The 24,860-nt window shown below is 60.9% G+C and carries 30 protein-coding genes and 1 tRNA gene; 18 read left to right on the top strand and 13 right to left on the bottom strand.

Annotation, left to right across the window (positions count from 1 at the left end; all coding sequences use genetic code 11):
- Positions 1–111: 111 nt before the first annotated feature.
- The 3 genes from ACTORR_RS24050 to ACTORR_RS24040 are packed head-to-tail and all read right to left on the bottom strand — an operon-like array spanning position 112 to position 1,770.
- A complete protein-coding gene (locus tag ACTORR_RS24050; protein ID WP_135001226.1) occupies positions 112–732 on the bottom strand; it encodes a hypothetical protein in 621 nt (206 codons plus the stop codon).
- Between the two features lie 34 nt (positions 733–766).
- Positions 767–1,357 carry a hypothetical protein gene (locus ACTORR_RS24045; protein WP_135001227.1) on the bottom strand — a complete coding sequence of 197 codons (591 nt, stop codon included), beginning with the start codon at positions 1,355–1,357 and terminating at the stop codon, positions 767–769.
- 2 nt (positions 1,358–1,359) lie between these two features.
- Complete coding sequence (locus tag ACTORR_RS24040) at positions 1,360–1,770, bottom strand: helix-turn-helix domain-containing protein (protein ID WP_135001228.1); 411 nt, start codon at positions 1,768–1,770, stop codon at positions 1,360–1,362.
- 120 nt (positions 1,771–1,890) lie between these two features.
- Here ACTORR_RS24040 and ACTORR_RS24035 point away from each other — a divergent pair, with 120 nt between their 5' ends.
- From ACTORR_RS24035 to ACTORR_RS23970, 14 genes are all read left to right on the top strand, one after another.
- The gene (locus ACTORR_RS24035) at positions 1,891–2,115 is read left to right on the top strand and encodes a DNA-binding protein (RefSeq protein WP_135001229.1); all 225 of its coding nucleotides are present in this window, start codon (positions 1,891–1,893) and stop codon (positions 2,113–2,115) included.
- A 337-nt stretch (positions 2,116–2,452) separates the two neighbouring features.
- Entirely contained in the window at positions 2,453–2,932 is a 480-nt protein-coding gene (locus ACTORR_RS24030) for a hypothetical protein (protein ID WP_103469007.1), read from the top strand.
- Positions 2,929–3,246 (top strand): hypothetical protein, encoded by a 318-nt coding sequence (locus tag ACTORR_RS24025; RefSeq protein WP_103469008.1) that lies wholly within the window; start codon positions 2,929–2,931, stop codon positions 3,244–3,246. The genes ACTORR_RS24030 and ACTORR_RS24025 overlap by 4 nt, the downstream gene beginning before the upstream one ends.
- Before the next feature lie 16 nt (positions 3,247–3,262).
- Positions 3,263–4,234, top strand: a complete 972-nt coding sequence (locus ACTORR_RS24020) for a hypothetical protein (RefSeq protein ID WP_441343924.1) — start codon at positions 3,263–3,265, stop codon at positions 4,232–4,234.
- Between the two features lie 3 nt (positions 4,235–4,237).
- A complete protein-coding gene (locus tag ACTORR_RS24015; RefSeq protein ID WP_135001230.1) occupies positions 4,238–5,995 on the top strand; it encodes a DDE-type integrase/transposase/recombinase in 1,758 nt (585 codons plus the stop codon).
- Entirely contained in the window at positions 5,995–7,176 is a 1,182-nt protein-coding gene (locus ACTORR_RS24010; protein WP_135001231.1) for an ExeA family protein, read from the top strand. The genes ACTORR_RS24015 and ACTORR_RS24010 overlap by 1 nt, the downstream gene beginning before the upstream one ends.
- 1 nt (position 7,177) lies before the next feature.
- Entirely contained in the window at positions 7,178–7,492 is a 315-nt protein-coding gene (locus ACTORR_RS24005) for a hypothetical protein (protein ID WP_135001232.1), read from the top strand.
- Complete coding sequence (locus ACTORR_RS24000) at positions 7,489–7,755, top strand: hypothetical protein (RefSeq protein ID WP_135001233.1); 267 nt, start codon at positions 7,489–7,491, stop codon at positions 7,753–7,755. Before ACTORR_RS24005 ends, ACTORR_RS24000 begins: the two co-directional genes overlap by 4 nt.
- Positions 7,752–8,024 carry a hypothetical protein gene (locus ACTORR_RS23995; protein ID WP_135001234.1) on the top strand — a complete coding sequence of 91 codons (273 nt, stop codon included), beginning with the start codon at positions 7,752–7,754 and terminating at the stop codon, positions 8,022–8,024. Before ACTORR_RS24000 ends, ACTORR_RS23995 begins: the two co-directional genes overlap by 4 nt.
- Before the next feature lie 153 nt (positions 8,025–8,177).
- Positions 8,178–8,813 (top strand): DUF3164 family protein, encoded by a 636-nt coding sequence (locus tag ACTORR_RS23990; protein ID WP_313364223.1) that lies wholly within the window; start codon positions 8,178–8,180, stop codon positions 8,811–8,813.
- Position 8,814: 1 nt separating this feature from the next.
- Positions 8,815–9,504 carry a DUF2786 domain-containing protein gene (locus tag ACTORR_RS23985; RefSeq protein ID WP_058165682.1) on the top strand — a complete coding sequence of 230 codons (690 nt, stop codon included), beginning with the start codon at positions 8,815–8,817 and terminating at the stop codon, positions 9,502–9,504.
- A gap of 1 nt (position 9,505) precedes the next feature.
- Positions 9,506–9,727 carry a hypothetical protein gene (locus ACTORR_RS23980; protein ID WP_135001235.1) on the top strand — a complete coding sequence of 74 codons (222 nt, stop codon included), beginning with the start codon at positions 9,506–9,508 and terminating at the stop codon, positions 9,725–9,727.
- The gene (locus tag ACTORR_RS23975; protein ID WP_313364222.1) at positions 9,724–10,173 is read left to right on the top strand and encodes a gp16 family protein; all 450 of its coding nucleotides are present in this window, start codon (positions 9,724–9,726) and stop codon (positions 10,171–10,173) included. The genes ACTORR_RS23980 and ACTORR_RS23975 overlap by 4 nt, the downstream gene beginning before the upstream one ends.
- Positions 10,170–10,535: a Mor transcription activator family protein gene (locus ACTORR_RS23970; protein ID WP_058165684.1), complete on the top strand. Its 366-nt coding sequence runs from the start codon at positions 10,170–10,172 to the stop codon at positions 10,533–10,535. The genes ACTORR_RS23975 and ACTORR_RS23970 overlap by 4 nt, the downstream gene beginning before the upstream one ends.
- Positions 10,536–10,697: 162 nt before the next feature.
- Here the strand turns inward: ACTORR_RS23970 and ACTORR_RS23965 are convergent, their stop codons facing one another.
- From ACTORR_RS23965 to ACTORR_RS23955, 3 genes are all read right to left on the bottom strand, one after another.
- Positions 10,698–11,666: an AraC family transcriptional regulator gene (locus tag ACTORR_RS23965; protein ID WP_262109621.1), complete on the bottom strand. Its 969-nt coding sequence runs from the start codon at positions 11,664–11,666 to the stop codon at positions 10,698–10,700.
- Between the two features lie 73 nt (positions 11,667–11,739).
- Positions 11,740–12,456 carry a glycosyltransferase family 25 protein gene (locus tag ACTORR_RS23960; RefSeq protein ID WP_313365714.1) on the bottom strand — a complete coding sequence of 239 codons (717 nt, stop codon included), beginning with the start codon at positions 12,454–12,456 and terminating at the stop codon, positions 11,740–11,742.
- A 24-nt stretch (positions 12,457–12,480) separates the two neighbouring features.
- Positions 12,481–13,854 (bottom strand): oligosaccharide flippase family protein, encoded by a 1,374-nt coding sequence (locus ACTORR_RS23955; protein ID WP_099815249.1) that lies wholly within the window; start codon positions 13,852–13,854, stop codon positions 12,481–12,483.
- Between the two features lie 200 nt (positions 13,855–14,054).
- On the opposite strand from ACTORR_RS23955, the gene ACTORR_RS23950 reads away from it, so the two are divergent.
- On the top strand, positions 14,055–15,302 hold the full coding sequence (locus ACTORR_RS23950) for an MFS transporter (protein ID WP_099815236.1): 1,248 nt from the start codon (positions 14,055–14,057) through the stop codon (positions 15,300–15,302).
- 55 nt (positions 15,303–15,357) lie between these two features.
- On the opposite strand, the gene ACTORR_RS23945 is transcribed toward ACTORR_RS23950, so the two are convergent.
- The 7 genes from ACTORR_RS23945 to ACTORR_RS23915 form a co-directional block, all read right to left on the bottom strand.
- Positions 15,358–15,744 carry a hypothetical protein gene (locus ACTORR_RS23945; protein WP_313365715.1) on the bottom strand — a complete coding sequence of 129 codons (387 nt, stop codon included), beginning with the start codon at positions 15,742–15,744 and terminating at the stop codon, positions 15,358–15,360.
- The gene (locus ACTORR_RS23940) at positions 15,744–16,304 is read right to left on the bottom strand and encodes a hypothetical protein (RefSeq protein WP_099815234.1); all 561 of its coding nucleotides are present in this window, start codon (positions 16,302–16,304) and stop codon (positions 15,744–15,746) included. Before ACTORR_RS23940 ends, ACTORR_RS23945 begins: the two co-directional genes overlap by 1 nt.
- A 267-nt stretch (positions 16,305–16,571) precedes the next feature.
- A tRNA-Gly gene (locus tag ACTORR_RS23935) sits at positions 16,572–16,647 on the bottom strand.
- Between the two features lie 63 nt (positions 16,648–16,710).
- A complete protein-coding gene (pgsA, locus tag ACTORR_RS23930; protein ID WP_027920568.1) occupies positions 16,711–17,271 on the bottom strand; it encodes a CDP-diacylglycerol--glycerol-3-phosphate 3-phosphatidyltransferase in 561 nt (186 codons plus the stop codon).
- A 33-nt stretch (positions 17,272–17,304) separates the two neighbouring features.
- Positions 17,305–19,128, bottom strand: a complete 1,824-nt coding sequence (gene uvrC / locus ACTORR_RS23925) for an excinuclease ABC subunit UvrC (RefSeq protein WP_186603514.1) — start codon at positions 19,126–19,128, stop codon at positions 17,305–17,307.
- Between the two features lie 6 nt (positions 19,129–19,134).
- Positions 19,135–19,773 (bottom strand): response regulator transcription factor GacA, encoded by a 639-nt coding sequence (gacA, locus tag ACTORR_RS23920; RefSeq protein WP_054884910.1) that lies wholly within the window; start codon positions 19,771–19,773, stop codon positions 19,135–19,137.
- Between the two features lie 78 nt (positions 19,774–19,851).
- Positions 19,852–20,226 (bottom strand): helix-turn-helix domain-containing protein, encoded by a 375-nt coding sequence (locus ACTORR_RS23915; protein ID WP_313364936.1) that lies wholly within the window; start codon positions 20,224–20,226, stop codon positions 19,852–19,854.
- Between the two features lie 525 nt (positions 20,227–20,751).
- On the opposite strand from ACTORR_RS23915, the gene ACTORR_RS23910 reads away from it, so the two are divergent.
- The 3 genes from ACTORR_RS23910 (at position 20,752) to ACTORR_RS23900 (ending at position 24,860) form a co-directional block, all read left to right on the top strand.
- Positions 20,752–22,059: a nucleotide sugar dehydrogenase gene (locus ACTORR_RS23910; protein ID WP_176508606.1), complete on the top strand. Its 1,308-nt coding sequence runs from the start codon at positions 20,752–20,754 to the stop codon at positions 22,057–22,059.
- Between the two features lie 91 nt (positions 22,060–22,150).
- Complete coding sequence (locus ACTORR_RS23905) at positions 22,151–23,680, top strand: glycosyltransferase (protein ID WP_177332377.1); 1,530 nt, start codon at positions 22,151–22,153, stop codon at positions 23,678–23,680.
- Between the two features lie 16 nt (positions 23,681–23,696).
- Complete coding sequence (locus ACTORR_RS23900) at positions 23,697–24,860, top strand: PilZ domain-containing protein (RefSeq protein ID WP_313364937.1); 1,164 nt, start codon at positions 23,697–23,699, stop codon at positions 24,858–24,860.

The following is a 24,860-nucleotide window of genomic DNA, read 5'->3' as shown; positions in this document are numbered from 1 at the left end:
CTCCTGCTGGTTCGGCGCCACTGGATGTGGGCACCGGAAACGAACACGCCGCCATGATCGGCGGCGTGCAGCAGGAGTTCTTTTAATCAGGTTTAAAGAGATCTAACTACGTTATCCGCTAGTTACTTGGCCCGCAGACTCTAGGCAGCTCTTCCTATTTTCTTGGTACTGACCCAGGAACTCTTTAATCGCACCCGGAACAGGTTCTGAACCATCCTTCTGAGCAGCAAGCTGGGCCTGCCACCAGCTACGGGCATTGCCGCTAGCAATTCCACAGCTTCCAAGTTTGTCGTAAATCGTGGAGCCAAACTGCTCTTTTGCAGATGCGACCAAGTCCCCGAACAGACGACTGTGCGCACCCAGTGCCTGCAAGTCACCCTGAAGAATCACGCTAGGCCCCGCGAGCATAGTCTTATCCAGAGCTCCCATCAGCCGTGTGGCCGCGATCAAAGCATCAGGGCTGCTACTCGAAAAAATAGGGCCTTGGGCAACATTCGAGTCCGCCTTCACGTCCGAGGCGGCAACCTCAGGCACCTGCTTAGCATTAGGTTGAGGAGCAGTCTTGTGAGCAATGAAAAACGCGACAGCCGCAATAACCACCCCGCAGAAAAACACCTGCCAACGGTTTGGTATTTCCCCCGTTTTTTTGTCTTTGAAGAGTACTGGCTTAAACAAGCCTGCTATCGCGGCAACAAGAAAAATCACGCCCATAGCGAAGACAACACTAGACATCCCTATCTCCTTCAATCAGTAAGCCGGTATCGGACTAGAACCAGAATTTCCCAACGATAAGCCCGAAAACAAACAGGCCTGCGGCGTGCGCTCTGTGGATCAGTAAGAATTCACGTAGCGGCATACGTTGAGGCGTACTCATGGTCGCGTCAATTGAGAGCGAGGCTACCTGAAAGCCCTGAATGAACTCCAGCACCCGCTGCAGCTCTGCTCGCTTTAGCTTGTTGAGGTGTGTGCGACCGAACGTGACATCGCAGAAGTCATTGAGCTCAGCACCCGCATCTTTCTCCGTGGTCATACGGAGCACCTTGCCCACTAGGCGTCGCTTATCCTCTTCCTCCAACAAAGCATCAAGCCGGCACTGCAGCACATTGCGTGCTCGCTGGAAATGCTCTGTCGCGATATCCCCGATCTGCTTGACACCAAGCTCTGCAAATACCGCACGCCAAATGTCTTTGGAGTCGGCCCCAAGCTCGGTGCACCGAATTCCTAGATCGTATAACTCTTTTCTCTGAGCAGGAACAAGCGGCCGGAACTCGGCCCTTCCAGCCATGTTGATTTGAACGTCGTAATTATTGATGTGACCTTCGGTGTATTGCCCAACAGACTGGAATTCCTTGCTCACGGTTACTTCTTCCTCTTGCCCCCGACATTCAATGTCAGACCGGCTTGGTTCACGGAACCTTCAATATACTGGCCCACTTCTTTGAAGCTGCGAGTCATCGGCTTTTCACCGAGCAGTACACGCAATGCCGCTTCTCGCAAGGCCACTGGACTCTGACGATACCGCTCCAGCAATAGGGTCTCTTCTGCTGACAAAGGCACCTCTGCTCCTGGGGGTATATCCCCCAGCAGCACCCAAGTGGGCGCCGCCCCGAAGCTCTCGTGGAGTGCGAGCAAAGAGGAGCCATCAGGCAACGCTTCGCCGGCCTCCCAGCGAGTAATTGTCTTGCGGTTCACCCCAAGACACTCCGCGAAATCCCCAATCTTCATCGAGCCGCGAAGCTGAGCGATTCGATCACCCACGCCATTGGACATAAAAGCCTCTTGACCATGGGACATTAATGTCCCATTATCTAAACCACACCATCCCACCACGAATGGTCACTTAGTCGGCACCAAAAAAGGCGCCATAACCCCTCGAAAGGAGCTTCCCTCATGAAGCTACGTACCCCCGACCAGGCCCGTGCGGCCCTCAAGGCCAAGGGCATTTCGATCACCCAATGGGCAGTCGCCAACAAATTTTCCCCGAACCTCGTGTTCGAGGTGCTGGGCGGACGCAAAAAGTGCGTGCGCGGCCAGACTCATGAGATCGCGATCAAGCTGGGCCTGAAAGCGGGCGAGATCTGCACCGATCCGGCCAAGGCTCTGGAAGTCGCATGATGATCACATCAGCCCAGCCCTCCAGTTCATCGGCCAATTGCCGCTTCGCTACAGCATTCGTAGCAAAGAAAGTCGGGCTCTGCCGGAATTCGCGCCACTCCCTGGCCATAGCCAAAGGGTCAATCAGCTCTGATTGTACACAGATCCGTAATAGCGCTTCGATCACAAAGCTCTGCGCCTCTACTTGTGCTTGCAAACGCTGCAGCTCGTTGTCCATGGCTCAATTCCTACCCGTGAATGTACCTGATTTCATTGTGCATGGCGCAATGACATTACCAAGGATCAAACCCGGTTTTTGTTTGGAAGCCCGATCCGGGCTGGCTACGGGGCAATTCCAATGAGCCCTCGTCAGTGGAAGCGCGTACAGCCGAACAACCTTCGTGACGCTCTCAAGCTGTGCCAGCAGCACGCGAAGGAACGCTTCAACCACAGCATCGAGCGCATCGCCGCTCTGATGGGGCTGGAGGATCACTGGACTCTCTACAAGTGGATCGCCAACGGTCGTATGCCTGCCGTGCTGATCCCTGCCTATGAACAAGCATGCGGCATCAGTTTGGTCACACGCTGGCTGGCCAGCAGTGGGGGCAAGCTGCTGATCGATGTGCCCGCAGGCCGTACTGCCAGCGCACACGATATTCAGACGCTGCAGACAACCCTGCACGATGCTACCGGCCAGTTGATGGCCTTCTACTCAGACAATGTCGAAGCCGCCGCCGCCCTTGCAGCCATCCAGGCGGGCCTGGAAGAACTGGCATGGCATCGCGGAAATGTGCAGCAGCATGCCCAGCCGCAACTTGAACTGGGGGAGCAGCCATGAGCAAAGACGACAAGTACACCTCCGAGCAGGTGCAACGCGTTCTCCGAGTGATGCTGGCCCTGGCTGGCAATGAGTTCCGCGGCATGCTCCTGAAAGAGGTGGCCATCGCCGCCGATTGCACAAACGACAACGCCTTGCGTGCCCTTGAAAACCTCCGGACTGCCGGCCTGGCAGACCGCAGCCCTCACGATCATCACCGGTGGCAACTGGGTCCGCGCCTTGTCCAGGTGTCTTTCGCATTCGACGAAGCCCTGCGTAAAGCCCAAAGCGAACTCAACGAGCGCCGCCAGCGCTATACCCGCACCCCCAACTGACTTAAGGAAGTAGTACATGGCCCGTAAAGCGAGCACCACGGAGATTCAACCCATGGCCGAGATCAACCCACAAGCATTCCAAGAGGACGCCGCCGCGCTGACCGCCCTGGGTGACATTGCCCAAGGCATGCAAGACGAGCGTGACCTGGTGAACCAACTCCTTGGCCAGGCCCAAATGGCCGGTGCATTCGAGGACTTTTCCCGAACGGTTCGTGCTTCTAAGCTGGCCTTCGTCAAGGAAAACAAGCTGTACAAAGCTCTGAAGGGCAAGAAAAACCCGAACGGTTCGTACTTTTCGGGGACCTGGGAAGAGTTCTGCGAATTGCTGGGAATTTCCCATGACAAGGCGAACATGGACATTGCCAACCTCCGCACCTTTGGTGAAGAGGCTCTCGAATCCATGTCCCGTATGGGCATCGGCTACCGCGAACTCCGCCAGTACCGCAAGCTTCCCGAAGACCAGAAAACGGCTCTCCTCGAAGCGGCCAAGTCCGGCGACAAAGACGCATTCGTTGATCTGGCCGAAGAGCTGATCGCGAAAAACGCCAAGGATAAAGAGGCGCTCGCCCAGCAGCTTGACAACGTGAATGCCGACTATGAGGCGCAGAGCCAGGTCCTGGCTGACACATCGAGCAAGCTCCAGGACACCAAGCTGGAGCTGGAGAAATCCCGCCGGTTGGTCGCCGCCCGAACCGCCGATGAAAAGGTCGTTGCGATCCGTGAAGAGGCCACCAAGCTGGCCACCGAGGCAGAAGCCGCCGTCGTCTGCAAACTCCGCCCAGCCGTCGAAGCCCTGGTAGCGCACGCCGACGAAGACGGTGCGGACCATCGCGCAGTGATTGCGGGTCTACTCGCCCAGGTTGAGCGTGCCGTGTCCTCGATCCGCGTGGAGTACGGCATCCCTGCTACCCCTGATGCGGACGCAACCCCAGAGTGGATGCGCGAAGACGCTGACACCCAGGTTGCTCAAGCGCTGGCGGGAGCATAACCCATGAACGCCGTTGTGACCCAACGCCTCGTAGACCTGGCTCGTGCGGTGGAAGTTGCCCCGCATGGTCAGCGTACCGAGCTCTGCCGAACAGCGGCCGTTGAGCTGGGCCTGTCCCTGCCGACCATCTATCGAAAACTTCGGGAGGTCACTGTGAATGCCCCTCGCAAGCGCCGCACCGACGCCGGCCAGACCACCCTCAGCGAGCCAGAGGCCTACATGATCTCGGCACTGCTCCTGGAGTCGATCCGCGCCAACAACAAACAGCTCTCCACCGTTGAGCGTGCAGTGGAACGGCTACGTAGCAATGGCAAGATCCTGGCCGGTCGCGTCGACGAGAAGACCGGCGAGTTCGTACCGCTGTCGATCAGCTCTATCACCCGTGCACTGCGGACCTACCGCCTGCACCCGGATCAGCTGCTGCAACCGGAGCCAGCCGTTTCGCTGGCCAGCCGGCATCCGAATCACGTTTGGCAGATTGACGCGTCGATCTCCACCCAGTTCTACCTGGACGATGATGGCGCCAAGACCATGAGCCAGGCCGAGTTCTATGACGGCAAGCCCACAAACCTGAAAAAGATCGAACGCAAGCGACTGTGGCGGTATGTCATCACCGATCACACCAGCGGCACCATCTATGTGCAGTACGTGTTGGGCGCCGAGTCTGCGGAAAACCTGTGCAATGTGTTGATCTGCTGCATGCAGAAGCGCGGCGAAAACGATCCCTTCCATGGTGTGCCGTTTATCATCATGACGGACCCTGGCGCGGCCATGACTTCGGCGATCTTCCGCAACCTGTGCAAGGCGCTGAGCATCGAGCTGATCATCAACAAGGTGGGCAACGCTCGCGCCAAAGGGCAGGTTGAACAGGCCCACAACATTGTTGAGCGCGAGTTCGAGTCAGCCTTGAAGCTGCAGAAAGCCGAAACGCTGGAGCAGATCAACGGCTGGGCGGGACAGTGGATGCGCTACCACAACGCGACCGCCATCCATACGCGCCACCGCCGCACCCGTTACGGGCAGTGGCTGACCGTTCAAGCAGATCAACTGCGCCTGGCGCCATCGGTGGAGGTTTGCCGCGAGTTGGCAGTGACCGCGCCTGAGACCCGGAAGGTCAACGACTTCCTCCAGGTTTCCTATCGCGGCGGGCAATTCGATGTGTCCAGCATTCCACAGATCATGGTGGGCGATACCTTGCTGATCACCCGCAACCCGTGGCGCGATGAAGACAGCGCCCAGGTGGTAATGACGAACGAGGATGGCCGGGAGGTCTTCCATGTGGTTGAGCGAATCGCCATCGATGCCAACGGCTTCAAGGCGACCTCCGCAGTGATCGGCGAATCCTTCAAGTCCCAGGCCGATACCCCAGCGCAGAAGGCTCGCAAGACAATCGAACAGCTGGTTACCGGAACCGAATCGCAGGAAGACGCGGCTGCAGCCCGCAAGGCGCGGGCGTTGCCGTTCAACGGCGAGATCGATCCGCACAAGCACATCACCGATACGGTGCTGCCTACCTACATGCCACGGCGCGGCGTTGCTTCGCCCATCACCGCGCCAACCGTGGAGATTCAACCTCTCTCCCACGTGGAGGCCGCAAAACTGCTGCGTCTCCAGCTGGGAAGCACTTGGACTGCCGACTCGATGGCCTGGCTCAAGTCCAGCTACCCAAACGGCGTGCCGGAAGATCAGCTCGACGCCATCACCCAGCAACTGCGTGCGCCAGCCCGGCCTGGCCTGCGCGTAGTAGGAGGTAATGCCTGATGTTGAAGCTCAAGGACGTGCTCGCCGAGATCAAGGTTCCACAGGCCGAGCTGGCCCGTGCGGTCGATCTGAGCCAGGCCGCTATCGCCCAACTGATCAACCACAACCAGTGGCCCAAATCGCTGGATCGCAACGCGCTGCAGGGGCGAATTCAAACGTTCCTTGCCCAGCGCGGCGCCAATGTTGCAGCTATCGCTGCTGCCTTTAAAGAGACGGAGCCCCGGCGCGCCAACGCCGAGGCCCCTGCAACCCCACCCGAAAACGACCAAGTAAACGAACAGGAGTGCGAGCTCATGCTAATGGCCAAACAGGTGCTGACACCAGCCACACGGAAGCAATTCGGTCTTTTCCGCGATCCGCTCGATGAATTGCAAGAGGCTGACGATATGTACGTAAGCCCGGACATTCGCTACGTCCGTGAATCCATGTACCAGGTTGCCCGACATGATGGGTTTCTGGCGGTGATCGGCGAATCCGGCGCCGGCAAGAGCACGCTGCGCCGCGATCTGCACAACCGCCTTGAGGCTGAGAATGCCCCGGTGATGGTGATCGAGCCGTACATCCTCGCGATGGAAGACAACGACACCAAAGGCAAGACGCTGAAAAGTACCCATATCGCAGAAGCGATCATGGCCGCTGTTGCGCCCCTGGAGAAAACGAAATCCTCGCCTGAGGCGCGTTTCGCCCAGATGCACCGTGCGTTGAAAACCAGCCATGCCGCTGGCAATCGGCATCTGCTGATCATCGAAGAAGCACACTCGCTGCCGATACCGACGCTCAAGCAATTGAAGCGGCTGCGCGAGCTGGAGGTTGGCGGCTTTACCAAGCTGATCTCGATCATCCTGATCGGCCAGCCTGAACTGTTGCACAAGCTGAGCCCGCGCAATGGCGAAGTGCGAGAGGTTGCGCAACGGGTCGAGATTGTGGAGCTGTCTCCAATATCGGTCACCGCCGTCGAACAGCACCTGGCTTTCCGCTTCGGCCGGCTCCAAAAGCCGCTGCAGGAAGTCATCAGCCAATGTGGCATCCAGGCAATCATTCAACGCCTGAGCACCAGTGGCCGCGACAAGACCAGCCAGCTCTATCCGCTAGCCCTCAGCAACCTGGTGAAGGCCGCCATGAATCTGGCCACGCAGATCGGTGAGCCCTTGGTCACCGCCGATGTTGTTAAGGGGGTGTGAAATGGTAACCGTCAGCGCGATTACCCAGCAGTACCAACCGGTGAGCATTCTTGCCTCCGAGTTCCCGGTCAAGTTGTCGACGTTTAACCAGCTGGCCCGTGACATGCGCAGCAGCGGCATCCAAGTGGTAGGCCTGGAGCTGGCCGAAAACCGTATCAAGATCGATGCCGAGAGCGTTGAGCTGCTGTCGCGGCGCTTCGGTCACGAGCTGCGCTCCATTCGCTACTCCACCGTGGGGCGCCGTACCCGCTCCACCGTGACGATTCGTGGCGTAGATGTGGTTTGGTACAGCCTGGTGAAGGAGCAGGACCAATGAGCCGTCTCGTCCTCTGTCTCCTGTTGCTGGCCACCGGCACCAGCGCAGCACCATTGCCCCAAGAGAACGTCATCGACGTACAGCACGACAGCCAACGCGGCGTCACCTGCTACCTGCTGAATGGGGTCGGCATCAGCTGCATCCCCGACAGCCAGCTGCAGGCCGGCACCAAGCGCCAGCTCTCCCCACACGAGCAAGACGAAAACCACCCGACACCTGCAATGGCGCCTGGGCACTGGATTGAAGAGAGGTATCAGCTGTGACTGAACCCACACTGCCGGTGCCCAAGGACTTCTCCCAGCTCAGCCGCCAGGAACTCTGCGCATTGGCGGAGGAAGCCATAAACAAACTGTCCCGCCAGGATGAACAGATCTACCAGCTGAAGGCCTATCAGGTTCAGCACAACAACCTGCTGGTAAAGCTGCTGGACCTGTTTATCGCGGGGAACTACGCAAAGATTCACAGCGAATTGCGTTACCTCGCCGAGAAACTGCAGGAAAAACGCGCTGCTAAAGCACGGGGGAAGCGTTGATGACAGATCGACTGCTGAAGTGTCGCCGTTGCCGCTGGACTGGCGCCTTCACCGAACTCCGTCGCCGCCCGCATCCGAAAGATTCCTGGCGTAGCGACAACGTGTGCCCGCGCTGCGGCTGTAAAACCTTTTCCCCAGTTGAGGAGCCAACTCATGGCTGATATCCAACAATCTCAGGCGGTTGCTATTCCAGCCGGTTTCGTCATGAACGCTGCTGGCCATTTGGTGCCTGAGCACCAGGTGCGCGAGCACGACAAGCTGCGCGACGGTGTCGCTCGCGATCTAGGCAATGCCGCCGAGCATATCAACGCCTTGCTGGCCGATTTCAAGAAACAGGCGCTTGCCGACATTGCGGACCTGATCGCCGTGTCCTCCGAACGCTACGGCGTCCAGCTGGGTGGGCAGAAGGGCAACGTCTCGATCACCACCTATGACGGCCAGTACAAGATCGAGCGCGCCTACGCAGACCGCATCGTCTTCACCGAGGAGATCCTCGCCGCCCGCGAGCTGATCAATCAGTGCATCAGCACCTGGTCGGAGGGGGCGAACGACCACTTACGCGTATTGGTCGACCGTGCATTTCGGGCCAACCGTCAAGGCCAGCTCATGGTTAAAGATGTGCTCAGTCTGCTGCGAGTGGAGATCAATGACCCGGCCTGGAAGACCGCCATGCAGGCGCTGAAGGATTCCATCCAGGTGAACGGTACTGCCGTTTACATCCGGGTCTACAAGCGCCAGGGCAACACTGACCAGTACCTGCCGATCAACATGACTTTGGCAGGGGTGTAACGTGGACCAGGATCGTATCCTCGACAAGATCAAGAAATGCCTGGAGATGGCAAAGGGCAAGGGCTCCAACCCAAACGAAGCGGAAATTGCCCTGCGCCAAGCTCACAAGCTCATGGAAACCTACAACCTGGAAATGGGGGACGTTCTTGCCAGCATGGCCGGCGAGGCCAAGGTAGCAGCTGGATCGGAGAGTGAGCCCCCGGCGTGGCGTGTACGTTTGGCTCATGTCTGCGGCGAGGCATTCGGCGCCCACTTCATCATCAGTGCTCCCTGGTTTGAGCACGCTTCATTCATCTTTATCGGTTGCGGAGCGGCACCAGAACTGGCGGGGTACGCCTACCAGGTCTTGGAGCGCCAGCTGCAGAAGGCTCGACGGGACTACCTTGCCACACAGAAACGTTGCAAACGCTCCACCAAGGTTGCGCGGGGTGATGCCTTCGCCCACGGCTGGATTGATGCCGTGCTGGTAAAGGTAGAGCAGTTCGCTGGGGTCGAGGACAACATTGCCGAGGCTATCCAGGCCTATATGGCGAAGAACTACCCTAAGCTTGGTCAGGCCAAGATGAAACGCCGCAAGCTCAAGGCCCGCGACGAGGTGGCCGGTGACGCCGGATATGAGGCAGGTCGTTCTGCTCAACTGCATCACGCAGTTGGCCATCAGCCGGTCGCTCGGCTGACCCAGGGGGTGTGATATGTCACACGCCAATCCCTTCATGCAACCTGGTCGCCAGTACGGCGCGGTAGATGCCGAAAGCCGTCTGCGCGCCGTGGATAGCTTTGACGTAGACCAATGTCGTGCTGCGCTCGCGTTGCCGCACCTGCAGAAGGCTGTGGTGAAGAAGTTGCAGAGCCGCATTCGGCTCCTGGAGAAAAGCGTGGCCACGACCGGTACAGAGCGGGAGAGCAGCCAGTGAGTACCGCACCGTCCAATCCCAATCGGCTGCGTCTGATCAAGCTTATCCATGTTGCTCGTCGCGAACTCCAGATGGATGACGACACTTACCGCCTGATGTTGGCCGGCATGAAAGGGCTTGGCGGGGCGACCTCCAGTGCCAAATTGAGCGTTCCAAACCTCTACAGGGTTTTGGAAGAGCTCAAGAGCAAAGGCTTCATGGTTCGTCCAAATGCCAAGGAGAAAAGGACTCGGGCCGCCGACCCGTGGTCCCGCAAGATCCGCTCGCTCTGGCTGACTCTCCGAGACCTTGGAGTGCTGCGGGACGCCTCTGAGGATTCGCTGGTGAAGTTCGTCCAGGGCCGCACCGGCGCCCAGGCTTTGCAGTGGCTCACCTCGGAGCAGGCCAGTCTTGTGATCGAGGAGATGAAGAAATGGATTGCTCGAATCGAGCAGGAGGGAGCATGAAAGCAGAAGGCCGTAGCCCTGCCGGAGATCTGCTGGACGACTTGGCTGAGCAAGTCTCGGTCGCAGCCATGGAAGCGTTCGGCGTTTCTAAGGATGCGGCCAACGCCCTCGGCACCGATGTCGCCATGCGGATGGTTGAGCAATGGGGTGGACAGCAGCTGTACATGCCCAAGGGGGCGCGGATAGAAGCATCGCGCATGCACCAGCAGATCTATGAAGACTGGAAGGGCCAGAACCACCGGGAGCTGGCCCGCAAGTACGGGTTCTCTCTTCAGTTCATCTACCGGGTTATCAAGGTCCTGCGCAAGGCAGACCTGGATAGCCGTCAACGCGACATGTTCAGCCCGGTCGGTCACGACTGACCGGCATCCCACCGATTGCAGCATGACCAACGGAATTTGATTTCCCATCCCAGTATTGGTCAGTGTGGATCGGAGTATCCCACCTTTTTCTCACTGGTCCTGTTAGGTTTATCTCACACCCATTCACGTTCTGAAGATCATGGGGCCGCTGGACGGCCCCGACTATCGGCGCCGCAGATCGGCCGGGTTGATCCCGAAGGCAAGCTTGAAGTACTGGGCAAACCGCCCGGCATTGCTGAAACCATGGCGCAAGGCAACCTCCGCCACCGACCCGCCCTCCCCGCGCGCCAGCACCGCTCGCGCCTGCTCCAGCCGAACTTGCCGCTGATAGCCGACGATCGACGTGCCGGCAAAACGCCGGAAGCCCTCCTGCAACGCACGCAGGCTGACATTGGCCAACCCCGCCAGCTCGCTACCACTGACCTGCCTGGCCGGGTGTTCGCGCAGGTAGGCCATGGCCAGTTTCACATGCCGCGGCGCAATGGCTGGCACCGGGCTGCGCAACGCCTCGCTGTAGTTGTGTGGCCAGGTTTCCAGCAGCGCGTCGACCAGCATCTCCTGCAAGCGCACAGGCATCAGCAGGCCCGTGTTGATCAGTTGATCGAACTCGGTTCCGGTTGCCAGTTCGAGCAAGGCCCGGATGCCAGGCAGTGCGCAGTTGCCCAGGTCAACCTGTGGCGTAAAGCGAATCGGCGCAGGCAAGGGTTGTTCGAGCAGGGTCGACAGCCGTTCGGCGAACGCGCCACGGCGAATCGACATGCCGCATTGAGCATGCCCGTCGGTGATGCGCACCGAGCGGATGTCGAGTTTGTCCACCGCCAGGCCCACCTGAGCACCGCCGATCGACTCGCCGCGGTGGTCGAAAATGATCTTGCCCGCAGTGGGCAGCACAAAGGTGATTTCGTCCTGCGGTGCTGGCAGGACGAGGGTGAAGTCGCCCTGATAATGCATGCGTCGCACGCTCATGCCGTCGAAGCGGCCATAGACGCCACCGATGGCAATGCCATCGCCCAGCGGCGGCATGTCGGCATACAGGTTGCCGTAAAGCTGGGTGAACAAGGCGGCGAATTCGTCGCTGCGCATGTCGCTGGAGCGGAGCATGAACGGCTTGCGGGTCGTGCCGGGATACACCGTGTTGCACACCTTGTGCCACGAAAAGGGACCCGCACACTATCAACTTCGCATGACAGGCAGGTGACGCCGGCTAGCGGGTTCGCCTGAGTTTTTCTGCTTTCAAGCGCCGATAAAGGGCCATCATCGGCCGCAGCAGCGCCAGCCGGTCAAATATCGACAGGGCATGCAGGTCGGTGCGCGAAGGCCTCTGGTAGCCCAGGTTCCAGGTGAAGTAGTAGGCCTGGATGTTCTTGTCGGTGTGGATCAGCGTATTGAGGGCCGCGTCATAGTGCATCGGCCCACCGTCCGGGTGCCCGGGCGGGCGCTGCAGAACCTGCGCAAGAAAGTCACGCAGTTTGCCCACGCTCTTGCCATTCACCGCATAGAAGTGCGACAGGTGGATGGGACGATCAACCGGTGCCCAGCCGGGGTTATCGGAATTGCCCTCGCAGGAATGGCCGAGGTAGGCGATGTCCCAGTCCATGCCTTGCAGGGATTCGATGGCCTTTTTGCCAAACGGGCCGATGCGCCGAGAAAACTGGATGTCGTCTTCCATGATGAGGATGTTGTCGACATTCAGGCGCACGGCTTCTTCCAGTATCTGCATATGGCTCATGAAGCAGCCCCGGGCGCCGATGCTGGGGAAGCCCTGTTGGTCAGTGGGCGTCACAGCTGGGAAGAAGCCGATCTTTTCGTCATCGATCTGGAAGCCGTTGCGGGCGAATTCGGCCTCGGTTTCTTCGCGGCGGTCCGTTCTGGACGGGATGTTGATGATTCGGGTCCGATCAAAAAAGTCGATCACATTCATCGTTCAGGTCCTTGGCGCAGCCGATCAGAAGGCGAACAGATGGCTGATGAACTGGCCACAAAGGGCGCCAAACACCATGACTGGCAGCACCACCAGCTCCCGCTTGATGCTCAGCATGCCCAGCTGGTGGCTGACCTTGAAGATCAGGAACAGCGTGAAGAAGGTGTGCAGGGCCACGCCCCACAACGCATAGGTCACCCCGCCGATGGCCAGCAGCAACGGCATCAGGGTGAACAGCGCTACCACCCGAATGATGTTGTCCATGGCCATGTACTTGGTCAGCCCGAGGGCCATCCATATCTGTTGCGTCAGGCCGTAGCGCAAGGTGAACAGCGACAACGACAGGATCGCCATCATCTGCCCGGCCTCCTGATACCGGGCGTCATAAAGCCAGTGGATGATCAGCGGGCTGGCAGTGAACAGGAAGCCGCAGGTGAACAGGGTCAGCACATCGAAGATCAGCCTGAAACGGAAATACAGGTGGCGCAGGCGGTCCATGTCACCGGTCCTGGCCGCCTCGCTGAAGGCCGGCAAGGCCACTGCCCCGGCCAGCCGCTGCAGGCTGAGCTGGAAGGCTGCCAGAATGCCCACCGCAATCGAATACACCCCCAGCTGCGCCACCGTCATGCTGCCGCCGAACCAGATCCGGTCCCCCTGCATGGCAAGTACGCCGACCGCAGACGACAGGAACACCCAGCGGCCGTAGTTGACGATCTCGCGCAGCGCGGCCGGGTCCCATTGCGGGCGGTCCTTGTGGCCTGGGAAGATCAGGTGGCTGAGCACCGTGGTGACCAGGGTCGAGACCAGACCCGCAGCCACCAGCGCCCAGATGGACCGCGTGAGGTAGCCGATCACCAGCATCACCACCAGGCCGGCGATTTGCGATACCAGCTCGACCAGCACCACCTTTTTCTGCTGGAAGGTGCGGATGGCCACATCGATCTTGGTCGACTGGAAGGCAAAGATGATCGCGAAAAAGCCAGTGACAGCCAGCACCGCAGGCAACTCCGGGGCGGCGTAGGTGGAATGTGCCGGCCACATTGCAAAGTGCTGGGACACCCAGGAGGCCAACGCCACCAGTTGCATCACCACGAACAGCCCAAGGCCGCGAATGATCTGCAGCGACCAGATCGTGTTGAGGAACAGCGGCTCGTCGCCGCGGGGGCTCTGGATGATGTTCTGCCGCAGGCCGACATCGGACAGCAACAGCAGCAACACCGAAACCGTGGTGGCAATGGCCATGAGGCCGAACATCTCTGGCAACAGCAAGCGGGTGATGATCAGGTTGCCGCCCAGGCGTATGACTTGGGAGGCCACGATGGAGCCGATATTCAGCGCCCCAGCCAACAACACGCGTTTGCGAAGACTTTGCGAGGACGACAGATCGATCGTAGACATGGCACCCACTGACCCGGCTTTTAAGACGTTACTATAGTCTCAATCTGCCATGCTGCTAATGCGTGGCTGCCGATGGCGGCGATCCTGCCTTGGGCCAGGGTCAGGAACCTATCGGCTACACTGCCGGTCCTTGACGAGAGCGGACGGCCCCGCGCAATTTGGCTGCCGATAGCGCCCATGGCTTTCACGAGATTGCATCGTTGACCCCTTCAAAGCCCCTCGCCTCACATCACCGTGCCCTGGACTGGCTGAATTTCTTCCTGGCCGACGTACGCGACGGCCTGGGGCCGTACCTGGCCATCTACCTGCTTGCCGTGCACCAGTGGCAAGCAGCTAGCATCGGCCTGGTGATGAGCCTGGCGGGCATCGTCGCGCTGCTGGCGCAAACGCCGGCCGGAGCGTTGATCGACAGCACCAGGGCCAAGCGCGCGGTGGTGGTGATCGCCGCCCTGCTGGTGACCGGCAGTTGCCTGCTGCTACCGTGGATCTCGTCGTTCGCCGGGGTAGCCTTGACCCAGACGGTCGCGGCCCTGGCAGGCTCGGTGTTCGCGCCAGCGATTGCCGCCATATCGCTTGGCATCACCGGCCCGAAGGCATTCACCCGCCGGGTCGGGCGCAACGAAACGTTCAACCACGCCGGCAATGCCTGCTCGGCGCTGCTGGCCGGCGGCCTGGCGTACCTGTTCGGCCCGGTGGTGGTGTTCTACCTGATGGCGGTCATGACCGTGGCCAGCATCGTGGCCACGGTCCGGGTACCCGCTGCGGCCATCGACCACCAACTGGCTCGCGGCCTTGGCCATGGCCCGATGGCGGCTGACCACCCTGCCGGGCTGAAGCTGCTGCTGCACAACCGCACCCTGTTGATCTTCGCCGTGTGCTGCGCGCTGTTTCACCTTGCCAACGCAGCGATGCTGCCACTGGTGAGCCAGAAGCTGTCACAGATTGACCTGCGACTGGCCACCCCGCTCACCTCTGCCTGCATTGTCGCGGCGCAATTGGTGATGGTGCCGATGGCGCTGCTGGTCGGCGCCAAGGCCGAGCAATGGGGGCGCAAGCCGTTCCTGCTGGCAGGCTTTCTCATCCTGCCGATACGGGGTGCGCTTTACCTGGTTTCCGACAACCCGTTCTGGCTGGTAGGCGTGCAATTGCTCGACGGTATTGGCGCGGGCATCTTCGGCGCACTGTTGCCCATCGTGGTCAAGGACCTGACCGAAGGCAGCGGGCGCTTCAATGTCAGCCTCGGCGCGCTGACGGCGACGTTCGGGCTGGGCGCGGCGCTGAGCCCTGGAATCGCCGGGCTGGTGCTGCAGGCCGCTGGCTACGATGCAGCGTTTCTTGCCCTGGCGGCCATTGCCGCAGTCGCCTTCGTGCTGGTGCTGGTGGCATTGCCTGAAACCCGACCAGGCAGCTCACCGCTGCCCTCGACCACGCCTGTCGAGTCAACCTGAACTGCTCGCGAAGCGTGATTGCTGCAGGCAAGCACGCACACCCCCCCCAAAAGGACTAAGGCGCCAGACTCACGCCGTTACAACGCCCCTTCGTGGAGAAATCGCTGATCAGCCGTGCCTTGTCCACCCTCATCAGGATCGTGCAGCCACCCGGATGGGCCACGTCATCCCAGTAGTTGGTATGGACCATCACGTTGCCCTGCATTTCAGCGGTGCTGCCGACGACCTCCTGGCGTACGTAAGTGGTGTCGCGGTACCAACCCAGCTGCACCCCAGCTCCGCCAGGCAAAGGCTCCATGCGCCCGGGCGGGCCGAAGAAGTCAATCGCCTGCTTGGCGTCACGCCCCTGCCATTGATGGCTGGCACGCAGCTCCGGCAGGGTCGGGATACACCCGGTGAGCGTAAGCAGCATCAGGCCGAGCAACCGAATCCGGAGGGTCATCAAGGGCTTTTGCTCAGCATGTCGTCCAACTCTTGCACCGCCTGGCTGTTGGCTTGCACACCCACCAACTGGATGAACATGGCCTGGACAGTTGCGACCATCTGGGTGGGAGGCATCTTGCCAATCGACAGCATCTGATTGCGTGCTCGATTTTCAGGGGCGCAAACGAAGGCGAAGGTGCGCTTCAACCAGTAATCTTTCGGTGCGACCCAGTTGCGGGCATTGGTTTTTACATCCTTCACTGCGCCGTCGAAGCGCCGTATCGCCCGGGCGCTGTCCAGGCGTATCTGGCGCTGTTTACACTTCACCTGTACTTCATAAGCGACGAGGGTTGGATAGGCGGGGTCTTCGAACAGCTGCATGACCTGCGCCGATTGTACGCCACCCGCCTTTTGCAGGATGCCGGCACTGTCGGCAACGTACACTTCGTTGTGCAGACGCTCACCTTTGCCGTAGATGATCCAGTAGTCACCCGGCGCTTGAGCGGCCATGGCCGGGGCGCTGCAAGCCATGGCCAGGATGGCCAACCAGAGGCTTGAGGATAGAAATCTGTCTTTCATGGAAGTCCTGTCCCGATGTCTGTAATCCGGCACGGACTATACGAAAGCTGCCTCGCCAAGGTCGATTAGCACGCTTGTGCTAGTGGCCGAACGCCTGCAGCGCAGGCAATCCTGCATCCGGCGCGCATTCACTGACGGAGGGTGCAGTAACTTCGCGCCTGGAAAAGGCCGGATGACCTTGGATCGGCGCGGACTTGACAGAAACGAAAAAAGGCCCCGAAGGGCCTTCTTTACTTGCCTTACCGAAATACTTCGTCAAGGCCAATTTGGAGCGGGAAACGAGACTCGAACTCGCGACCCCGACCTTGGCAAGGTCGTGCTCTACCAACTGAGCTATTCCCGCGTCGTGATGGGTGCCATTCTAGCGATATCTAAAACGGCGTCAACCCCTTGATTCAAAAAAGTTTTATTTTTGCTCGGAGCCTTCGCGCAGGTGCGGCCAGGCAGCAAGCAGGTAGTGCACCATCGACCACAGGGTCAGCGCCGCCGCCACCAACAGCAGGCCGTAGCCCAACACGACCCAGAAGCTTACCACCGGCGGGTTGGCCAGCAGGATCACCAGCGCCAGCATCTGCGCCGCGGTCTTCCACTTGCCAAGGCTGGATACCGCCACATGCGCCCGCGCGCCCAGTTCGGCCATCCACTCGCGCAATGCCGAAACGACGATTTCACGGCCGATGATTACCGCTGCCGGCAGGGTCAGCCAGAAGTTGGCGTGCACCTGCACCAGCAACACCAGGGCCACGGCCACCATCAGCTTGTCGGCCACGGGGTCGAGGAAGGCGCCGAAGGGCGTGCTCTGCTGCAGGCGACGCGCCAGGTAGCCATCCAGCCAGTCGGTGGCGGCGGCGATGGCGAACACCGTGCTGGCGGCCATGTAGCTCCAGTGATAGGGCACATAGAACAGCAGGATGAAGATCGGGATGAGCAGGACGCGTAGAACGGTGAGCAGGTTTGGAATATTCATCGGTACGACTGGCTGCGGGTTGAACCCGGCATTCTACTCGCTATGCAGGCTGGCATAAATCGACTCGGCGAGCTTTTTACTGATGCCGGGCGCTTTGGCGATCTCATCGATGCTGGCGCGGTTGAGCTCCTGCAGGCCGCCGAAGTGTTTCAGCAAGTCGCGGCGGCGCTTGGGCCCTACCCCGGCGACGTCCTCCAGGCTCGATGTGCGGCGGGCCTTGCCGCGCCGGGCGCGGTGGCCGGTGATGGCGAAGCGGTGGGCTTCGTCGCGGATCTGCTGGATCAGGTGCAACGCCGGGTTGTCGCCCTTGAGGGTGAATTCATGGGTCACGTCGTTGAGGTACAGGGTCTCGAAGCCGGCCTTGCGGGTCACGCCCTTGGCCACGCCGAGCAGGGTCAGGTCGGTGAAGGCCAGCTCCTGCATCACTTCGCGCGCCATGTTCAGCTGGCCCTTGCCGCCGTCCACCAGCAGCACATCAGGCAATTTACCCTCGCCATCCTTGATCCGACCGTAACGGCGGGTCAGGGCCTGGTGCATGGCGGCGTAGTCATCGCCAGCGGTAACGCCTTCGATGTTGAAGCGACGGTAATCTGACTTGATCGGGCCCTCCGGGCCGAACACCACGCAGCTGGCGACCGTGGCTTCGCCGCTGGAGTGGCTGATGTCATAGCATTCCAGGCGTTGCGGTACCTCATCCAGGCCAAGCACTTCGGCCAGGGCCTCGAAGCGCGCGGCCATGTGCTGGCGGTTGGCCAGGCGAGCATTGAGTGCTTGTTCAGCGTTGGTCACCGCCAGTTGCTGCCAGCGTGCGCGGGTGCCGCGCACCCGGTGGCTGATGCTCAGCTCACGGCCGCGCAGGCTCTGCACGGCTTCGGTGATGGCCTCGAAGTCTTCGTGCACCACATTGACGATCAGCTCGCCGGGCAGCTCGCGCTCGGCGTTGCCCAGGTAGTACTGCGACAGGAACGCAGCCATGACTTCGGCTACCTCCTCCTCGATGCCCACCTGGGGGAAGAAGTTCTTGCTGCCCAGCACCCGGCCACCGCGCACGCTGATCAGGTGCACACAAGCACCGCCGGGGTTGACGAAGGCGGCCACCACATCGACATCGCCGGAGCCGCCTTCGATGTACTGCTGGTCCTGGACCCGGCGCAACAAGGCAATCTGGTCACGCAGCTCGGCGGCCTTCTCGAAATTGAGGGCCATTGCCGCCTTTTCCATGGCTTCGTTGAGTTCGTTGCCCAACTGCTGGCTGCGGCCTTCGAGGAACATCACCGAGTGGCGCACATCCTCGGCATACTCCTCTGGCGTGACCAGCTGGGTGCACGGGCCCTTGCAGCGCTTGATCTGGTACTGCAGGCATGGGCGGGTGCGGTTGGCGAAATAGCTGTCTTCGCACTGGCGCACGGAAAAGGCCTTCTGCAGCAGGCTGAGGCTCTCGCGAATGGCGCCCGCACTGGGGTACGGCCCGAAATACCGCCCCTTGGCTTTCTTCGCCCCGCGGTGGATGCCCAGCCTCGGGAATTCACCTTCCGACAGGAATACGTAGGGATAAGACTTATCGTCGCGCAACAGAATGTTGTACGGCGGGCGCCACTGCTTGATCAGGTTCTGCTCGAGCAGCAGCGCCTCGGTCTCGTTGGCGGTGATGGTGGTTTCGACCTGGGCGATGCGCGCCACCAGCGCAGCGGTTTTCGGCGCCAGGCCGGTCTTGCGGAAGTAGCTGGCCAGGCGTTTCTTGAGGTTCTTGGCCTTGCCCACATAGAGCAGCCGCGCCTCGGCGTCGAACATCCGGTATACGCCTGGGCGACCACTGCAGGTCGCCAGGAACGCGCTGGCATCAAAGACTTGTGACATGAAGGATTAGAGGCTTGCGTCAACCATACCGTGGCGAACGGCCAGCAAGGTCAATTCGACATCGCTGGTGACCGAGAGTTTTTCGAAGATCCGATAGCGGTAAGTATTGACGGTCTTGGGCGACAGGCACAACTTGTCGGAGATGATCTGCACTTTCTGGCAGCCGACAATCATCAGGGCGATCTGGATTTCCCGTTCCGACAACGCGTCGAACGGCGACGCTTGCGGCTGGAACGACTTCAGCGCCAGCTGCTGGGCAATCTGCGGGCTGATATAACGCTGGCCGGCAAAAGCCAGGCGGATGGCCTGGACCATTTCGTCGAGGCCGGCGCCCTTGGTCAGGTAACCGGCGGCGCCGGCCTGCATCAGGCGGGTGGGGAACGGGTCCTCTTCACACACGGTAACCGCCACCACCTTGATGTCGGGGTGACTGCGCAGCAGCTTGCGGGTGGCCTCCAGGCCGCCGATCCCGGGCATCTTCACGTCCATCAGGACGACGTCAGGTTTCAGTTCGCGGGCGAGTTTCAGCGCCGACTCGCCCGAATCCGCCTCACCCACCACCTGCAGGCCGTCGATATCAGCCAGCATGCGAGTAATACCGGTTCGAACCAGATCGTGATCGTCGACCACTAGAACCCTAATCAAGCAGACACCTCGTCAACAGGGCGATTGGATCCCGCCACCTTAACAAAATTTTTCACGGCGGACCTAGCGTAAAACTTCCTACAGAAACGTCTGACGCTCATGACGCGGCTGTCGTGCCACTTCCCCCGTACTGCCCTCACCCACCAGGCGCCCCAGCAGATGCCACAACGCCGCCTTGTCAGCCGCCGGCAACCGCCGGAACGCGCCCAGCAGACCGGTTTCATCTGCCGACAGGCTTTCCAGCGGCGCCGGAGTGCGCTCCCCGCTGAGCACATACAGCGCATCCACGCCCTTGGTCGCCAGCGCTGCCAGGTAATCCGCCCGTGGCGTGCGCTCGCCACTTTCGTATTTGCCCTGAGCGTTGGGTTCGACGCCGCCGATATCACCAAATACCCGCTGGGTCATGCCCAGCCGTTCACGTTCTTCTCGCAGCCGTGGGCCGATTCCTTTCATATGACGTTCTCCTTGTTCCTGTGCCGTCATGGGCTACCTGCTCACAATCCCGAGAGCAGTTGCAGACTGTGCGGTCACTATGCCCATCGCCGACCTTCGTCGCAAGCCAGTATTGCGCCACCACCGCGACCTGGAAGGCCTTGATTTACAGGGATCTTAGCCGTCCCAGCGGTGCAGTTCAGGCTGACCAAGCCAAGGGAGAAACCAGCAGAACGCCACGTCCTTGGCGTCACTTTATCGCCACTCAGGACGTTATCAATTTTTTGACGCCCAACTAACAACAACTTTAACGTATTGATTTTTAAGAGTTTTTAAACTTTAACAAGCAAGAATTAAATAAATTTCAAATAACCCAATATCAGCGCTTGCAATAAAAATAAAAACGCCCTTAGGCTGTAAAAAGACCACTAAGAAACAGCCTGCAACGCCATTTCGAGCGCGGCTTACTTCTGCGCGTCTGCCATTCGACAACTTCATGAACGATGTATCTCGGCCGGCTTTGCCGTGCCCCAGGGAGAGGGACGTATGAACATCAGTATCTTTGGACTTGGCTATGTAGGCGCAGTCTGCGCGGGGTGCCTGTCGGCCCGCGGCCATCACGTGCTGGGGGTGGACATTTCTCCGGCAAAAATCGAACTGATCAACCAGGGCAAATCGCCGATTGTCGAGCCAGGCCTGGAACAACTGCTGCAGGACGGTGTCAGCACAGGCCGCCTGCGCGGCACCACCGACGTGCAGGCAGCGATCCTCGCCAGCGACCTGTCGCTGCTGTGCGTCGGCACCCCGAGCAAGAAGAACGGCGACCTGGACCTGGTGTACATGGAGGCGGTCTGCCGGGAAATCGGCACCGCCCTGCGCGACAAGGCCAACCGCCACACCGTGGTGGTCCGCAGCACCGTGCTGCCAGGCACGGTAAAGAACGTGGTGGTCCCGATCCTGGAGCAATACTCGGGTAAAAAAGCCGGCGTCGACTTCGGCGTGGCGGTCAACCCGGAATTCCTCCGCGAAAGCACGGCCATCCAGGACTATGACTTCCCGGCCATGACGGTGATCGGCGAACTGGACAGCCAGTCGGGTGACCTGCTCGAGTCGCTGTACAACGGCCTTGAGGCACCGGTGATCCGCAAGTCGATCGAAGTCGCCGAGATGATCAAGTACACCTGCAACGTGTGGCACGCGACCAAGGTCACCTTCGCCAACGAGATCGGCAACATTGCCAAGGCTGCCGGCGTCGATGGCCGCGAGGTGATGGATGTGGTGTGCCAGGACCACAAGCTCAACCTGTCCCGCTACTACCTGCGCCCGGGCTTCGCTTTCGGCGGCTCGTGCCTACCCAAGGACGTGCGCGCCCTCACCTACCGCGCTGCCAGCCTGGATGTGAAGGCGCCGCTGCTCGACTCGCTGATGGCCAGCAATGCCTCGCAGGTGCAAAACGCCTTCGACCTCATCGAGCGCCAGGACAAACGCAAGATCGCCCTGCTGGGCCTGGCCTTCAAGGCCGGCACCGATGACCTGCGCGAAAGCCCGCTGGTGGAACTGGCCGAGCGCCTGATCGGCAAGGGCTACCAGTTGCACATCTTCGACGAGAACGTCGAATACGCCCGCGTGCACGGCGCCAACAAGGAGTACATCGAAGCGAAGATCCCCCATGTTTCGTCGCTGCTGCACAGCGACCTGCAGCAGGTGATCGATGACGCCGAGGTGATCGTCCTGGGCAACAACGACCCACGCTTTGCCAGCGCCCTGCAAAGCGGCCACGGCAAGCAGGTGATCGACCTGGTCGGCTTCATGCCCGGCCTGAGCGACAGCCACAGCCAAGGCATCTGCTGGTAACCGACCCGGCACCCACCGCGCACCACCTGCCATTGGCCCAGGCCTCGGCGGGGTGGCGCGCGGGCACCGCAAAAACAGGAGTCAAGCCGACATGGATCGACAGCAACCGCCCTTCGTGGCCCCCGGTTACCTGCGCGCAGGCGCCAGCTTCTTCGGCTGGGCGTGCCTCGCCGGGTTGATTGCGCTGGCGTCGGAAATGGTCGCGCCGCAGTACCTGGACCCGGACCACCACCTGTTCATCTTCATCATCGGCACGCTGGGCATGTGGCGCTACGGCAATGCCGTGGTCCACTACCTGCGCGGCATGTACTTCCTGCACTGGAAGTTTCCGCGCCTGCGTCGGCAGGTCGAGCGCCTGGGCGATGCTGCGCTGCCCTCGCACATGTTCATGGTGGTGACCAGCTTCCGCATCCCGACCACCACCACCTTCAAGGTCTACCAGTCGGTGTTCCAGGAAGTGCAACGGCTGAACGTGCCCTGCACGGTCATCGCGTCGATCGTCGAGAAAGGCGACGAGACCTTCATCAAGCAGATCATGCGCAACGAGGTCAAGGACCGTGACGACATCAAGCTGGTGATCGTCCGCGCCCGGGGCACCGGCAAGCGTGACGGCCTGGCCCATGCCTTCCGCGCGTTGTCGCGGCAGATGCCGCTGAGTGACGCCGTGGTCGGCGTGGTCGACGGCGACACCATGATGCTGCCTGGCTGTGTCGAGCGAGCGGTCAAGCTGTTCGCCGTGCTGCCAGACGTGGGCGGCCTGACCACCAACGAATTCTGCGAAGTCGAGGGCAGCCGCTGGATGCGCCAGTGGCACTCGATGCGCTTCGTCCAGCGCCACATCAACATGTGCTCGATGGCGCTGTCGCACCGGGTGCTGACCCTGACCGGGCGGCTGTCGTTCTTCCGCGCCGAAGTGATGACCGACCCCGAGTTCATCCGCGACGTCGAGGCCGACTTCCTCGAACACTGGCGCCTGGGCCGCTTCCAGTTCCTTACCGGGGACGACAAGTCGAGCTGGCTGAGCCTGATGCGCGCTGGCTGGAATACCTTCTACGTGCCCGACAGCCATACCCTGACCGTCGAGCATCCGCCCAGCGACAGCTTCTGGATCGCCACCCGCCAGCTGATGTTCCGCTGGTACGGCAATTCGCTGCGGCAGAACTTCCGCGCCACTGCCCTGCTCGGCCGGGCCCGCCTGGGGCTGTTCACCCTGTACGTGCTGCTCGACCAACGCGTGTCGATGTGGACCTGCCTGATGGGCCTGACCGCCTCGGTGGTGGCCGGCCTGGTGTTCGGTATCCAGTACCTGCTGGTGTACCTGTTCTGGGTGCTGATCTCGCGCAGCCTGGTGACTGTGCTGTTCGTCTTCGCCGGCCACCCGGTCAGCCCGATGTACCCCTTCGTTCTTTATTACAACCAGATCGTCGGTTCGCTGATGAAGGTCTACGCGATGTTCCACATGGACCAGCAAAGCTGGACGCGACAGAAGACCACCCTGGCCACTGGCAGCGTCGACTTCGACGCCAGCCTCAACCGCTGGTCCTCGAAGGCGATGCTGTGCTCGTCGATCGCGATCTTCTTCGGGGTCATCACCGTTCTCCTAGAACTCTCGCAACGTTAAGGAAAGGCGCCTGCACATGAGTACCACGAACATTCCCGCGGCCCCGGGCAAGACAGCGGCCAACATCGTCCACGAGGCGGTCGACGAGCGCCAGTACGTGCGCACCCGGATGAACGCACGGGTGCGCCTGGCCAGTGCCGGCCAGGCCCCGTTCGAAGTCGCCCTGCAGGATATTTCCCTGGGCGGGCTGGGCCTGATCCACGACGCGCCGCTGAACGTCGGCGCCCTGTACGACGCCTCGATCCGCTTGCGCCTGAACCAGGTCGACCTGAACATCGACAGCAAGATCCGCATCGTCTCCCAGCGTGGCAGCGAAGTGGGCGCGCAGTTCGTCGAACTCGATGCACAGAAGCGCGACATCCTGCGCTACCTGATCAGCGCCTATATGTCCGGCGAGATCGCCGACATCAACGGCCTGTTCAATGTCATGCAGCGCGAGAACTACATCAAGGAACGCAAGCACAAGTACGCCAGCGCACGCACCCCGGGCGCCCGCCTCAAGGCCCTGACCGGCACCTTGCTGTACACCGCCGCTGGCATCGCCGCGCTGGCCTTCGTCGGCTACAAGGGCTACCTGCTGTTCTTCCGCATCCCGGCGCTGCAGGCCCAGGTGGCGACCAACGCCCAGGTCATCAGCATGCCCGACAACGGCTATGTGAAGTACCTGCTGCCCGCCGGCGCCACCGAAGTGCAGGCCGGCCAGCCGCTGGCCAGCATCTCCACGCAGCTGGCCACCAGTTTCACCAGCCCGGCCGACATGAAGGCGGTCGCCGACCTGTCGCCGGGTGACCTGCAGACCCTGCTCGGCCGCGCCACCATCGAGACCGTGATCAACAGCCCGTGCGATTGCACGGTCTACTACCCGAACCAGCGCCTGGACGGCTACGGCTATAAAGAAGCCGCGCTGATGCACCTGCTGCCCAAGGACCAGGGCCTGTTCGTACGCGCCAATGTGCCGTTCGACAAGCTCGCCGATGTCGACCGGGTGAAGTCGGTGGACATGCAGGTGTTCGGCCTCGACCAGCACTACAGTGGCAAGGTGGTCGACGCACGGGTCGATGAGGTCAACCGCAACCTGGCGCTGACCATCCAGCCTGACAGCCCGTTGCCGGCGGCGGCCTACCAGAAAGCGGTAGCGGTCGACCTGTTCATGGGCCTGCCGTTCGGCGCAGCGCGCTAA

Source organism: Pseudomonas sp. SAR267, from assembly GCF_052077595.1.
Lineage (GTDB): Bacteria > Pseudomonadota > Gammaproteobacteria > Pseudomonadales > Pseudomonadaceae > Aquipseudomonas > Aquipseudomonas vlassakiae.
The sequence above is the reverse complement of the archived record's forward strand: the minus strand, read 5'-3'. Positions and strand labels throughout refer to the sequence as shown.

Bases quoted from the DNA above. Each gene is read 5' to 3' on its own strand.
- ACTORR_RS23980 (WP_135001235.1), top strand. From the start codon at position 9,506: ATGTCACACGCCAATCCCTTCATGCAACCTGGTCGCCAGTACGGCGCG.
- ACTORR_RS24040 (WP_135001228.1), bottom strand. From the start codon at position 1,770: ATGTCCAATGGCGTGGGTGATCGAATCGCTCAGCTTCGCGGCTCGATG.
- ACTORR_RS24030 (WP_103469007.1), top strand. From the start codon at position 2,453: ATGAGCCCTCGTCAGTGGAAGCGCGTACAGCCGAACAACCTTCGTGAC.
- ACTORR_RS23945 (WP_313365715.1), bottom strand. From the start codon at position 15,744: ATGACCCTCCGGATTCGGTTGCTCGGCCTGATGCTGCTTACGCTCACC.
- ACTORR_RS23990 (WP_313364223.1), top strand. From the start codon at position 8,178: ATGGCTGATATCCAACAATCTCAGGCGGTTGCTATTCCAGCCGGTTTC.
- ACTORR_RS23915 (WP_313364936.1), bottom strand. From the start codon at position 20,226: ATGAAAGGAATCGGCCCACGGCTGCGAGAAGAACGTGAACGGCTGGGC.
- ACTORR_RS24025 (WP_103469008.1), top strand. From the start codon at position 2,929: ATGAGCAAAGACGACAAGTACACCTCCGAGCAGGTGCAACGCGTTCTC.
- ACTORR_RS23905 (WP_177332377.1), top strand. From the start codon at position 22,151: ATGGATCGACAGCAACCGCCCTTCGTGGCCCCCGGTTACCTGCGCGCA.
- ACTORR_RS24050 (WP_135001226.1), bottom strand. From the start codon at position 732: ATGTCTAGTGTTGTCTTCGCTATGGGCGTGATTTTTCTTGTTGCCGCG.
- ACTORR_RS23955 (WP_099815249.1), bottom strand. From the start codon at position 13,854: ATGTCTACGATCGATCTGTCGTCCTCGCAAAGTCTTCGCAAACGCGTG.
- ACTORR_RS23910 (WP_176508606.1), top strand. From the start codon at position 20,752: ATGAACATCAGTATCTTTGGACTTGGCTATGTAGGCGCAGTCTGCGCG.
- ACTORR_RS24010 (WP_135001231.1), top strand. From the start codon at position 5,995: ATGTTGAAGCTCAAGGACGTGCTCGCCGAGATCAAGGTTCCACAGGCC.
- ACTORR_RS23970 (WP_058165684.1), top strand. From the start codon at position 10,170: ATGAAAGCAGAAGGCCGTAGCCCTGCCGGAGATCTGCTGGACGACTTG.
- ACTORR_RS24000 (WP_135001233.1), top strand. From the start codon at position 7,489: ATGAGCCGTCTCGTCCTCTGTCTCCTGTTGCTGGCCACCGGCACCAGC.
- pgsA (WP_027920568.1), bottom strand. From the start codon at position 17,271: ATGAATATTCCAAACCTGCTCACCGTTCTACGCGTCCTGCTCATCCCG.
- ACTORR_RS24005 (WP_135001232.1), top strand. From the start codon at position 7,178: ATGGTAACCGTCAGCGCGATTACCCAGCAGTACCAACCGGTGAGCATT.
- ACTORR_RS24035 (WP_135001229.1), top strand. From the start codon at position 1,891: ATGAAGCTACGTACCCCCGACCAGGCCCGTGCGGCCCTCAAGGCCAAG.
- ACTORR_RS23940 (WP_099815234.1), bottom strand. From the start codon at position 16,304: ATGAAAGACAGATTTCTATCCTCAAGCCTCTGGTTGGCCATCCTGGCC.
- ACTORR_RS23900 (WP_313364937.1), top strand. From the start codon at position 23,697: ATGAGTACCACGAACATTCCCGCGGCCCCGGGCAAGACAGCGGCCAAC.
- uvrC (WP_186603514.1), bottom strand. From the start codon at position 19,128: ATGTCACAAGTCTTTGATGCCAGCGCGTTCCTGGCGACCTGCAGTGGT.
- ACTORR_RS24015 (WP_135001230.1), top strand. From the start codon at position 4,238: ATGAACGCCGTTGTGACCCAACGCCTCGTAGACCTGGCTCGTGCGGTG.
- ACTORR_RS23960 (WP_313365714.1), bottom strand. From the start codon at position 12,456: ATGAATGTGATCGACTTTTTTGATCGGACCCGAATCATCAACATCCCG.
- ACTORR_RS24020 (WP_441343924.1), top strand. From the start codon at position 3,263: ATGGCCCGTAAAGCGAGCACCACGGAGATTCAACCCATGGCCGAGATC.